Below are 12046 nucleotides of genomic sequence, written 5' to 3'. Positions count from 1 at the left end.
GCAGGTTGGCCAGGTAAGCGCCTGGCTCGGGGCGTAGCACCGGTTCCGGATTGACCGGATCCACGGGATCTACAGGGTCGACCGGCGGGCATTGCGGCAAGCCAGGGTTGGCCTCGCAGGGATCAGGCAGGGTCGGCAGCTGCGAACGCAGGTACCAGTTGCCGTCGGCGCCCGTGCCCTTGTGCAGGAAGTACTCGTACTGACCGCCCACCGCGCGGCCGGAGAGGTTGAACTGGCCGTTGGAGGCGCCACCCACATGGATCAGCTCGATGCCCTTGTCGGTCTGCGCACCGGCGCCGCCGACGTTGTTGACACGCACGTTGGCGCTGCCGCTGGTGTCACCGCCGATGATCAGCTTGTCGGTGGCGGCGTCGTCGCCGGCCAAGACGGTGTTGAAGATGATCATGCCATCGGCGCCGCTGAAGTTGCCAGCCACGTTGAGGGTATGGAAGGCGGAGCCGTCGCCGAGGGCGACCGTGCCGTTGCCGAGGCTGAGCGTGCCGACCGAGGAGTTGCCGGTCAGGTTCCAGGTAGAGGAATCCAGCGCCACGCGGGTGACGTTGCTCATGGTGCCGATGATGCTGGCGCCGTTGGACAGCGCCACATTCACCGTGCTGCCGGCGGCGTTGACAATGTTGCCGTTCATCCGCGAGTTCTCGACATTCAAGTCGATGTCCGCATCGGTTGCGTCAACGCGCAACAGGTTGCCGTCACCGCCGACCAGTTCGGCACCATTACGGAAGTTGAAACGGGCAACGACTGCAGCGTCAGCAGGATCGAATTTTTCCTCGATGTAGATACCAGACCCCGTGCGGCCCTCCACCCGGGAAGCGTCGATGTCTACAGTGACTGCATCACCTGTAACCGGGGTGAAATCATATTGGGCCCAGATGCCGTTGCCATCGCCGATGATCGTGCTTCCGTTACGGGCGACGATCTGCCCGGTGCCCACCAGGAACAGGCCGGTGCCGCTGTACACGCCGGTGGCTGCCTGCGCATGCCCCTCCAGATGCGTTGCATCCAGAACCAGGTCTCCACCCAACTGTACGCTGGCTCCGATTCCGCTGCCCGAAAGCGTGCTGCGCGTGAGGGTAGCGGAGGAACCCGGGAGCGCACTGCCGATCAGTCCCGTCAATGCCAGCGCTCGGCCCGTCGTATTGACCACAGTGGAATCGTTCATCGTTATCGCGCTGTTGCCAAGGCGGATACCAATGGCGCTCGACGCATTGATCGCCGCGCTGTCAAAGGTCACTGTGGAGCCGTCGGAGGCATCAACAGCCTGCGTAGCGCCGCCGGCCGCGACCACAAGGGAGGCATTGTCGAGTGACCAGGACTCAACGGGGTCTCCGGCGTTGACGGTTGCGCTTTCACCCGGGTTGAGGACGCCGGCCTGGCTGGGACCGGCAACGGCAAGGCCGGCGGCAATGGCCAGCGCAAGGGAACGGCGGACAGCGATCTTCATGATGTACTCCTGCTGGAATCAGAACCTCAGGAAAGGGGACCCCGTTCACTTCGTCGGCGTTAATGAAGCGCCGAGATGTTGTGAAGTCCAGGTGACACCCGTGCCTTTTTCCGGCCCGCCCGATGCAAACTGCGCGAGAGATCACACAACGGCAGGAGATGTCGTCACTCGCTTTGCCGCGCCGTTTTGGGCACGGGGACAGTCTGGTGAGGGGGGAAGGATCAATCCATGCAACTAATTGCAGTCTTCACTCGCCATAGGCTGAGTGATTGGAACCGTTCAGCCGCACCGCAACATGCGATGCCAGAACACGGATGCTAGGATCTGACAATCATCTGAATCGATCCAAATGCCGATGCCCATGCTGGACCGTCGCCTCCTGATCGCCTTCGCCGCTACCGCCGTGCTTGCCTCCGGTGCCGCCTTGGCGGCCTCGCCGAAAACCGCTGCCGAGCGCGCCTACGCCGCCGTCGATCCCTTCATCGGCACCGGCGGCGAGGGCCACACCTACCCGGGCGCGACGGTGCCGTTCGGCATGGTCCAGCTCAGCCCGGACACGCGTATCCAGCCGCGTGAAAAGGCCTATGGCTGGGCGGCGGGCTACCGCTACGACGACAGCAGCATCGTCGGCTTCTCGCATACGCATTTTTCCGGCACCGGTCATTCGGACCTGGGTGACGTCCTGCTGATGCCGTTCACTGGCAATCCCGGCCTGGAGCGCGGTGATCCGGAAAAACCGCGCAGCGGCTATGCCTCACGCTTCCGCCACGCTGACGAGAGGGCCGAGCCGGGCTACTACGCGGTCACCCTGGACGACTACAAGTTGCGCGCCGAACTGACCACCAGTGCGCGCGTGGGCGTGCACCGCTATGCCTTCCCCAAGGGCACCGACGCCAAGGTGCTGCTGGACATGCGTACCAGCATGTACGACTACCCGGGCAAGGTGCTGTGGTCGCGGGTGCGGGTGCGCGCCGACGGTACGGTGACCGGCTTCCGCGAGACGCGCGGCTGGGCGCCGGGCCGCCAGCTGTACTTCGCGATGCGTTTCTCGCGCCCGCTGGCCGGACATGAGCTGCACAACACCGAGCAGGACATCGTCTACAAGGGCTTCCCGCCGCCGGGTGAGAAGGATCCCGCGCAGCGTGCGCAGATCGAAGGCCGGCAGCTGGTCGGCACGTTTGCATTCGGCAAGCTGGATGCACCGCTGGTGGTGAAGGTGGCGATCTCGCCGGTCAGTGAAGCCGGCGCCATCGCCAACCTCGACGCGGAAGTGGCCGACTTCGATTTCGACCGCGTGCGTGCACAGGCGAAGCAGGAGTGGGCGCAGGCACTGTCCGTGCTGGACATTGACGCGCCGGAACATGCGCGGCGCAGTGCCTATACCGCGCTGTACCACACGATGCTGGGGCCGACGCTGTTCATGGATGCCGATGGCCAGTACCGCGGTTCGGACAACGCGGTGCACAAGGCCGACGGTTTCACGAACTATTCCACGTTCTCGCTGTGGGACACCTACCGTGCGCTGCACCCGTTGCTGACGCTGGTGCAGCCGGAGAAGCGCAACAGCGACTTCGTCAATTCGATGCTGGCCCACCATGAGCACAGCCCGTACGGCATGCTGCCGGTATGGTCGTTCCACGGCCTGGAGGACTGGTGCATGATCGGCTACCACGCCGTGCCGGTGATCGCCGATGCCTACGTGAAGGGCATCCGTGGCTTCGACGCCGACAAGGCATTGAAGGCGATGGTCGAGACCGCCAATTACGGCCCTTACGACGGCATCGCGCAGTACCGTGAGCTGGGCTATGTGCCGATCGACGAGGAAGGTGAAGCGGCCAGCAAGACGCTGGAGTACGCCTTCGACGACTGGGCCATCGCACGCATGGCGCAGGCCATGGGCAAGGCCGATATCGCGGCGACCTTCGACAAGCGCGCTGGCAACTGGCGCAACGCGTTCGACAAGGACACCGGCTTCATGCGCGCGCGCAAGCGCAATGGCAGCTTCCGCACGCCGTTCGACCCCAGCGCCAGCGGCTACGGCACCGACTATACCGAAGGCAACGCATGGCAGTACTCGTGGTACGTGCCGCAGGACGTCGCCGGCCTGGCGGCAGCGCACGGTGGCAGCGACAAGCTGCTCGCGCGCCTGGACGAGGTATTCAACGCCAAGGTGGATCCATCGATCTTCGAGCACATGGAAGACATCACCGGCCTGATCGGCTGGTACGCGCATGGCAACGAGCCCAGCCACCACGTGGCCTACCTGTATTCGTACGCCGGCCAGCCGTGGCGCACCCAGGCGCGGCTGAAGCAGATCATGGATACCCAGTATGCCGACCGTCCCGATGGCCTGGCTGGCAATGATGACGTCGGCCAGATGTCGGCGTGGTATGTGTTCACTGCGTTGGGGTTCTATCCGGTCGCGCCGGGCTCGGGCGAGTACATTCTTGGCCGTCCATTCCTGCCCAGGACCGCGATGCGTCTGCCGAACGGCAAGACGTTCACCATCGTGGCTGATGGGCTGGATGACAAGCACACGTATGTTGGCAACGTGAGCCTCAACGGCAAGCCGCTGCAGCGCACCTTCCTGCGCCATGACGAGATCCTGGCAGGTGGCGAGCTGCGTTTCACCATGCAGGCCGAGCCGAACAAGGACTGGCCGGGGCAGGGCGCGCAGGCGCCCTATTCGATGAGCCGGTGACGCGCACTCGGTAGGTGCCGACCTTGGTCGGCACGCTTCACGGGTGACCAGGAACCTGTGGAGCCGAGCCCATGCTCGGCTCAGGCATCGTGCCAGGAGCAGCCGAGCATGGGCTCGGCTCTACAAGGGCGGTTCAACAGCGCTCATCGGAACCGCAACCCCACCCGCGCACCGCCGATCGGGGCGGTATCAATCATCAAGGTCGCGCCATGCCGTTGCGCGATCTCGGCCACGATCGCCAGTCCGAGCCCGCAGCCGTCGCCCTCGCTGCTGGCCCGGTAGAAGCGTTCTGTGACGCGCGCGCGTTCGGCTTCGGCGATGCCGGCGCCGTCATCGTCCACCCATACCTGCACGCCGTCGGTTCCCTGCCGAACGCCGAGGGTGATGACTCCGGGCGTGGCGCCGTAGCGCAGCGCGTTGTCCAGCAGGTTGCCCAGCGCCTCGCGCAGCAACTGCGGATCGCCCTGTAGCTGCACGCCGTCGTCGGGTCCGTCGTAACCCAGGTCCACGCCGGCCGCCAACGCACGGTCGGCGTAGCGCTCGACCACGCCCCGCGCCAGCGCGGCCAGGTCCAGCGGCTGCAGCGGCAGTACGCTGCCATGGAGATCTTCCGAACGGCTGAGCATCAGCAGTTGGTTGACCAGGTGCTGCAGCCGCGCCAGCCCGGCCAGCGTGCCGGACAGCGCCAGCTGCTGGGTCTGCGGATCCTGTTGCCGCAATGAACTCTCCAGCTCCACCTGCATCGCCGCCAGCGGCGTGCGCAGCTGGTGCGCGGCGTTGCTGACGAAGCGCCGTTGCGCGACCTGCATGGCGTCCAGTCGCTGAAGCAGGGCGTTGTAGGCCTCCACCGCCGGCCACAGCTCGCGTGGCGCCTCCTGTGCGGGTTCCAGGGGCGCCAGCGGGTCCGGGCGGGGGCTGGCCAAGCGCCGCGCCACCTGGTTGGCATGGCGTGCGGCCGCGCCGGTCCCGGACCAGGCCAGCCACGCGGCCAGCGTGAGGATCGCAGCCTGGAACGGGATGCTGGTCAGCAGCAGCTTGCGCTCCAGCCGGTGGCGCTTGCGCAGCGTCTCGGCTACGCGCAGCCGGATATCGTGGCCCGGTCCGGCACTGACGAGGACTTCGACCATGCGCACCGGCTGCCCGCGCAGGCGCGCATCGTAATAAACCGCGTCGTCGCTTGAGGCGGCGGTGGCCGGGCGCGGCAGCGCTTCGGCCAAGTCGCCATACAAGCGTCCACCCGCAGCATCGACCACTTCGCCATGCACTTCGTCGGCGGTGTCCCAGCTGAACATACGTGACACCGCGGGCGTGATCTCGATCGAGGCATGACCCTCCTGCACCGTCACCAGCTCGGACAGGGACATCGCCGAGTCCAGCAGCCAGCGGTCATAGACCTGACCGGCGTAGAAGCGCGCCAGCGCGAAGGAACCCACAGCGCTACACATCAGCAGCACCAGCAGCGGCAGCCACAGGCGGCGCAGCAGCAGGCTCCGCAGGCTGTGCACGCGCTCAGTCACCGCTGGCCTCCAGGCGATACCCCAGGCCACGCAGCATGCGGATGCCGACGCCGGCACGCGCCTGTTCCAGCTTGCGGCGCAGGCGACTGACATGCACTTCGATCACCGACAGGTTGGCGTCGTGGTCCCAGCTGTACAAAGCGTCGAACAGGCGCTGCTTGGTGACGGTGCGGCCGGGATGCTGCATCAGTGCTTCGACCAGCGACAGCTCGCGGGCGGTCAGTTCGATGCGCTGGCCGTCCACCTGCGCCTCATTGCGGATGCTGTCGAAGCACAGGCGGCCCAATCGCTTCTGCGCCGGTGCGTCACTGCGGCGGCGCGACAGCGCACGCAGGCGCGCTTCCAGCTCGCCCAGTGCGAACGGTTTGGCGAGATAGTCGTCGCCACCCCGGTCGAGGCCGAGGATGCGGTCCTCCACGCCGTCGCGCGCCGTCAGGATCAGCACCGGCAGGATCACACCGTCGTTGCGCAGGCGCGAGAGCAGGTCGAGGCCATCGACGTCGGGCAATGAAAGGTCGAGCACCATCACGTCATATGGCGCGCTGGCCAGTGCAGCGGGTGCATGCAGCCCGCGCGAGAGGTGGTCGCACAGATGACCCGCGCCCTGCAGGGCACGGATCAGTCCATCGGCCAGGGCGGCGTCGTCTTCGATCAACAGGATTCGCATTGCAAGCTTCGTGCAAGGTTGGGGCAAGATTGGCGCAAGTGCGTCACCTTACCGTGACGCGCATGAATTTCTCCCCTTGCCTTGCGGCTGTGTTGGCCGCCCTCCTGTGCGCACCTGCGGCGTCGGCACTTTCCCTGCAGGAGGCGCAGCGCGCCATGGAAGCACACAACCCGGACCTGCGTGTGGCGGCACTGGCGCTGCGTGGCGTGCAGGGCGACGCGCAGACGGCGGCGCTGCGTCCAGCGACCGAGCTGTCGATCGGCACCAGCAAGCTCAGCCCCAGGCACGGCGTCGGCCCCGGACGCTGGCAGGACAAGCGGATGGACAGCACCGTGGGCCTGGGCTGGACCTGGGAACGCGGTGGCAAGCGCGCGTTGCGTATCCGCCAGGCCGATGCGCTGCTGGAGGTGGCCGGACTGGACATGCTCGACACCCGGCGGCGCCAGCAGGTGGCGCTGCACGAAGCCTACTTCGGCCTGAAGCGCGCGCAGGAGCGGGCGCAGATTGCCGAGGCCAACCGCCAGAGCTCGACCGAGCAGATGGCGGCGGCGGCCAAGCAGGTTGCTACCGGGGCGATGGCGCCGGTGGATCGCGCGCGGCTTGCGGTGGACGACCTGGCCGTCGCCGACGCGGCGCGCGAGGCGGCCCTGGATCTGCGCGATGCGCGGCATGCGCTGGGCCTGCTGCTCGGCAGCGACGACAACCACGACCTCACTGCCGATGACCCCTGGCCGGATGCCAACAGCGTGGCCGATGTGCGCGCGTTCGACCCGCAGCAGCGTGCCGATCTGCGCGCAGCGCGTTCGCGCCTGGCCGCGGCCGATGCCGGTGTAGCACTGGCGCGCAGCGAGCGCCATCGCGATGTCCAGCTGGGTGTGGAAGCCGAACGCGAGCCGACCGACATCAGCGGTGTGACCTGGGGCGTGTCGTTGACCATCCCACTCGGTGGCCCATCGCGTGCACGCGGCGCGATGCAGCGTGCCGAGGCCGACCGTGATAGTGCGGCGCTGGAACTGCAGGTGCTGCAGCGCGAAGCGCGCGCCGAACTTGACCTGCTGCAGGCCAGTGCGCAGTCCGCCGCGCAGCGCCGCAGCGACTACGAAGGACTGCAGTCCGACGCCGCGCGCAAGGCGGTGCAGGGCATCGAACTGGCCTACCGGCGCGGCGCCGCCAGCCTGACCGATCTGCTGGATGCGCGCCGCAGCTGGCGCGAATTCGAGGCCGCGTTGATCGAAGCGCGTGCCGACCATGCCATTGCCCTGGCGCGCTGGGAAGCGGCCACATCCGTTGTTGAAGGAGCGTCCCGATGAAGTCCACCGTCGCCCGTCGCCTGCGTGCACAACATACCGTGCTGCCGGCCCTGCTGGCGCTGGCCCTGCTGGGCGGCTGCGGCCGCGAACCGGCGTCATATACCGAGGACGCGCCGCAGGTCAGTGCCGGCCAGATCCAGTTTCCAGCCGGCAGCCGCCAGCTGGACGTGCTGCGCAGCGAGGCGGTGACCGCCGGCGCCAGCGCCAGCCTGCAGCTGCCGGGCCGGGTGGCCTGGGACGAGACACGCTCCAGTGCACTGCGCACGCCGTTGCCGGGTCAGGTGGCGCGCATCGAGGCGCAGCCGGGGCAGAGAGTGAAGGCAGGGCAGGTCATCGCCTGGATCACCTCGCCGGAGTTCGGCCAGGCCCAGGCCGAGGGCGCGCGTGGCCGTGCCGAACTGCAGCAGGCACGCAAGGAGCTGGAGCGCACCCGCGAGCTGCACGCCGCGGGAGTGGCGTCGGGCCGTGAACTGGATGAAGCCGAAGCGAGCTTTGCCGGCAGCCAGGCCGATCATGCGCGCGCGACTGCATTCGCCCGGGCCTATGGCAATGGCCAGCGCGTGGACCAGCGCCTGCCGCTGCGCGCCCCCATCGATGGCGTGCTGGTGGAGCGGCGGATGAACCCGGGCATGTCGGTCAGTCCCGACAGCGAGCAGCCATTGGCAGTGATCGGCGATCCGGACCGCCTGTGGCTGCTGCTGGATGTTCCTGAAAGCCTGGCAGGGCGGTTGAAGGCCGGCATGCAGGTGAGCGTGCCCGGCGCCGATGGACAGCCGCTGCAGGCGACCCTGCAGCACGTGGATGACTTCATCGACAGTGAGCGCCGCGTGGTGCAGGCGCGTGCCGAGCTGGACAACCGCGCACGTGGCTTCAAGGCCGGGCAGTACGTGCGCGCCCAGGTGGCGTTGCCGTCCGAGGGTGGTGTCTCGCTGCCCGACGCCGCGGTGTTGCTGATCGACGGCAAGCAGGTGGTGTTCGTGGAGGAAGGCAAGGGCCGCTTCGTGCGCCACGCGGTGCACGCCGAGGAGCTGGGTGACGGCCGCCTGTGGGTGCGTGAAGGCCTGGCGCCGGGCAGCAGAGTGGTCGTCGAGGGCGGCCTGCTGCTGCAACAGCTGGTGGACAGCGCGCCGGCAGCCGTCAGCACCGGCACCGGGCGCGCCGCCCCATGATCGATCGCCTGATTGCCTATTGCCTGCGCCAACCGCTGATGGTGATGCTGGCGCTGCTGCTGTTCATCGGCGCTGGCATCGCCGCGTTCCGCGTGCTGCCGGTGGAAGCCTTCCCGGATGTGTCCGACACCCAGGTGACGGTGGTGTCGCTGCACCCGGGCCGTGCCGCCGAAGAGGTGGAGCGTGAGGTGACGACGCCGCTGGAAGTGGCGCTGTCCGGCATTCCGCATTCGGTGCGGGTGTTCTCGCATACGCAGTTCGGCCTGTCGATGATCATCCTGACCTTCGACGACAAGGCCGATGACTACTTCGCACGCCAGCAGGTGCTGGAGCGCCTGCAGGGCGTGGAGCTGCCGGAAGGGGTGACCCCGGAGCTGGAGGCGATGAGCTCGGCGGTGGGCGAGATCTACCGCTATGTGCTGAAAGGCCCGCACCTGACCCCGACCCAGCTGCGCACCGTGCAGGAATGGACGATGGAGCGCAGCCTGCGCACCGTTCCTGGAGTGGCCGATGTGATCAGCTTCGGTGGCTTTGCGCGCACCTTCCAGGTCAAACCGGATTTGGACAAGCTGCGTGACCGCGGCATCAGCCTGGGTGAATTCGCCGAGGCGCTGGAGAAGGGCAGCGCGAATGCCGGCGGAGGCTACGTGGAACGCGGCCAGCAGCAGTTCCTGATCCGCGGCGTGGGCCTGATGCGTTCGCCGGCCGACATTGGCAACGTGGTGGTGACGCAGCGCGGTGGCACGCCAATCCTGGTGCGCGACCTTGCCGGTATCGCCGATACCGGCCTGCCCCGGCAGGGCCTGGTCGGCCAGGATGACAATGACGATGCGGTGTTCGGCATGGTGCTGATGCGCAAGGGCGAGAACCCGTCCGACGTGCTCGACGCCCTGCATGCGCGCATCACCGAGATCGAAGCGAAACAGCTACCGGCCGGGGTCAGCATCGAGCCGTTCTACGACCGCTCGTGGCTGGTGTCGACCACGTTGAAGACCGTGTTCCGCAACCTGCTTGAAGGCGCGGTGCTGGTGTTCCTGGTGCTGTGGTTGTTCCTGTACAACGCCCGCGCCGCGCTGATCGTGGCGGCGATGATGCCGCTGGCCCTGCTGTCGACCTTCCTTGGCCTGCATCTGTGGGGCGTACCGGCCAACCTGTTGTCGCTGGGTGCGATGGACTTCGGCATCATCATCGATGGCGCGGTGATCGTGACCGAACACATCGTGTCGCGGCTGTCGAAGCTGCCGCCGAACGCTGACAGGAAGACGCGCTTCTCTACCGTACTCTCGGCAGCCTCCGAAGTGGGGCGCCCGACGTTCTTCTCGATGCTGATCATCATCGCCGCGCACATCCCGATCTTCACCCTGCAGCGCCAGGAGGGCCGAATGTTCGCGCCGATGGCGTACTCGGTGACCTCGGCGTTGATCGGTGCGTTGATCCTCGCACTGACCGTGGTGCCACTGTTCTGCTACTGGTGGCTGCGCCGCGACCGCATGCGCGATGGCAATCCGCTGATGGACCGCCTGACCGGCTGGTACAAGCCGATCCTGGAACGCGCACTTGCCCGTCCGCGCGCGGTGGTGCTGACGGCGGTTGTGCTGCTGGTCGGTACGCTGGCACTGGGCACGCGGCTGGGATCGGAGTTCCTGCCCGAGCTGGACGAAGGCTCGATCTGGCTGACCGCCACGCTCGACCCGAGCACCAGCCTGGCCGAGGCGCAGCAGCAGTCGCGGCGCATCCGCGAGCTGGTCGGCACTTTCCCGCAGGTGTCGACGGTGGTGGCCAAGCTGGGGCGGCCAGAAGACGGCTCCGATGCCAAGGGCGCCAACCAGATCGAGGCGCTGGTGGCGTTGAAGCCTGAGAAGCAATGGCCGAAGGGCGTGGGCAAGCGGCAGCTGGTGAGCGACCTGCAGCGCACGCTGGAGCAGCGCATTCCGGGGCCGGAGTTCTCGATCTCGCAGCCGGTGCGCGACAACATCCTGGAGAGCATCTCGCAGATCAAGGGCCAGGTGGTGATCAAAGTCAGCGGCTCGGATCTGGACGTGCTCAACCAGCAGGCGCAGGCGATCCTGGGGCAGGTGCGTGGCGTGGAGGGCGTAGAGAGTGCCTTCATTGATCGTGACGGCTCATTGCCGCAGCTGCAGATCGAGATCGACCGCGATCGTGCGGCACGCTATGGACTGAATGTGCGCGACATCGACGAGGTGATCGAGACCGCACTGGGCGGGCGCCAGGTTGGTGAACTGTGGGAAGGTGACCGCAGGTTCCCGATCACGCTGCGCCTGGACGACGCCGACCGTGACCTGCAACGGTTGCGCACGGTCCCGGTGGGCATTGGCGATGGCCACACCGTGACGCTGTCCGACGTCGCCGATTTCCGCATGGCCAGTGGCGCGATCAACATCTCGCGTGAGAACGCACAGCGGGTGAAGGCGGTGAGCATCTTCATCGCCGGCCGCGACATGGGCAGCGTGGTGGCCGACATGCGCAAGCGCGTGCACGCCAGCGTGCAGCTGCCGGACGGCTACCGGCTGGAGTGGTCTGGCGAGTTCGAGAACCAGCAGCGTGCGATGAAGCGGCTGGGCTGGGTGATTCCGCTGTCGGTGCTGATCATCTTCGTGCTGCTGTTCGATGCCTTCAAGGACATCAGCAGCGCTGCGCTGATCCTGGCCAACGTGCCACTGGCGATGATCGGCGGCATCCTCGCCCTGTGGCTCACTGGCATCCCGCTGTCAGTGTCGGCGGCGATCGGTTTCATCGCGTTGTTCGGGCAGGCAGTGCTGAACGGGGTGGTGATGCTCAGTCGCTTCGCGCAGCTGCGCGAGCAGGGCATGGACCTGCTGCAGTCGGTGGTACAGGGCTCGCTGCAGCGCCTGCGCACGGTGCTGATGACTGCACTGCTGGCGATGTTCGGCCTGCTGCCGATGGCGACCTCGCATGCGATTGGTGCCGAGACCCAGAAGCCGCTGGCGGTGGTGGTGATCGGCGGCCTGCTGTCGGCGATGCTGTTGACCCTGCTGGTACTGCCCACGCTGTACTACTGGGTACACCGGCGTCGCGAGGCCCATGGCGCCTGACCTGACTGTAGAGCCGAGCCCACGCTCGGCTGCTTCTGGCCTTCGCGCGAAGAGCAGCCGAGCATGGGCTCGGCTCTACCGACTCCCTGCGACACGCGCAGATGCAGCAGGCCAGCAGATGCGGGGCCGGGCAACCGTTGCCCGGC

General features: G+C 67.1%; 7 protein-coding genes. 4 read left to right on the top strand and 3 right to left on the bottom strand.

Annotation, left to right across the window (positions count from 1 at the left end; translation table 11 throughout):
* Positions 1-1462 (bottom strand): autotransporter outer membrane beta-barrel domain-containing protein (locus HMPREF3114_RS08880; protein WP_141750799.1); only part of this gene is annotated, 1462 nt, incomplete at its 3' end.
* Between the two features lie 349 nt (positions 1463-1811).
* On the opposite strand from HMPREF3114_RS08880, the gene HMPREF3114_RS08875 reads away from it, so the two are divergent.
* Complete coding sequence (locus tag HMPREF3114_RS08875) at positions 1812-4163, top strand: GH92 family glycosyl hydrolase (RefSeq protein WP_053500934.1); 2352 nt, start codon at positions 1812-1814, stop codon at positions 4161-4163.
* 143 nt (positions 4164-4306) lie between these two features.
* On the opposite strand, the gene HMPREF3114_RS08870 is transcribed toward HMPREF3114_RS08875, so the two are convergent.
* Together HMPREF3114_RS08870 and HMPREF3114_RS08865 are read right to left on the bottom strand one after the other, a co-directional pair.
* Positions 4307-5680: a sensor histidine kinase gene (locus HMPREF3114_RS08870; protein ID WP_070489615.1), complete on the bottom strand. Its 1374-nt coding sequence runs from the start codon at positions 5678-5680 to the stop codon at positions 4307-4309.
* Positions 5673-6347 carry a response regulator gene (locus tag HMPREF3114_RS08865; RefSeq protein ID WP_053500938.1) on the bottom strand — a complete coding sequence of 225 codons (675 nt, stop codon included), beginning with the start codon at positions 6345-6347 and terminating at the stop codon, positions 5673-5675. Before HMPREF3114_RS08865 ends, HMPREF3114_RS08870 begins: the two co-directional genes overlap by 8 nt.
* Positions 6348-6409: 62 nt before the next feature.
* On the opposite strand from HMPREF3114_RS08865, the gene HMPREF3114_RS08860 reads away from it, so the two are divergent.
* From HMPREF3114_RS08860 to HMPREF3114_RS08850, 3 genes are read left to right on the top strand one after another with little or no spacing between them, the layout of a single operon-like run.
* Positions 6410-7657, top strand: a complete 1248-nt coding sequence (locus HMPREF3114_RS08860) for a TolC family protein (RefSeq protein WP_053500941.1) — start codon at positions 6410-6412, stop codon at positions 7655-7657.
* Entirely contained in the window at positions 7654-8826 is a 1173-nt protein-coding gene (locus HMPREF3114_RS08855) for an efflux RND transporter periplasmic adaptor subunit (protein ID WP_053500943.1), read from the top strand. The genes HMPREF3114_RS08860 and HMPREF3114_RS08855 overlap by 4 nt, the downstream gene beginning before the upstream one ends.
* Entirely contained in the window at positions 8823-11900 is a 3078-nt protein-coding gene (locus tag HMPREF3114_RS08850) for an efflux RND transporter permease subunit (RefSeq protein WP_070489613.1), read from the top strand. The genes HMPREF3114_RS08855 and HMPREF3114_RS08850 overlap by 4 nt, the downstream gene beginning before the upstream one ends.
* The last annotated feature ends 146 nt before the right edge of the window (positions 11901-12046 follow it).

Origin of the sequence: Stenotrophomonas sp. HMSC10F07, from assembly GCF_001807895.1 — a bacterium.
GTDB lineage: Bacteria > Pseudomonadota > Gammaproteobacteria > Xanthomonadales > Xanthomonadaceae > Stenotrophomonas > Stenotrophomonas sepilia.
The sequence above is the reverse complement of the archived record's forward strand: the minus strand, read 5'-3'. Positions and strand labels throughout refer to the sequence as shown.

Coding starts and splice junctions, on each gene's coding strand:
- HMPREF3114_RS08875 (WP_053500934.1), top strand. CDS start 1,812: ATGCCGATGCCCATGCTGGACCGTCGCCTCCTGATCGCCTTCGCCGCT.
- HMPREF3114_RS08865 (WP_053500938.1), bottom strand. CDS start 6,347: ATGCGAATCCTGTTGATCGAAGACGACGCCGCCCTGGCCGATGGACTG.
- HMPREF3114_RS08860 (WP_053500941.1), top strand. CDS start 6,410: ATGAATTTCTCCCCTTGCCTTGCGGCTGTGTTGGCCGCCCTCCTGTGC.
- HMPREF3114_RS08855 (WP_053500943.1), top strand. CDS start 7,654: ATGAAGTCCACCGTCGCCCGTCGCCTGCGTGCACAACATACCGTGCTG.
- HMPREF3114_RS08850 (WP_070489613.1), top strand. CDS start 8,823: ATGATCGATCGCCTGATTGCCTATTGCCTGCGCCAACCGCTGATGGTG.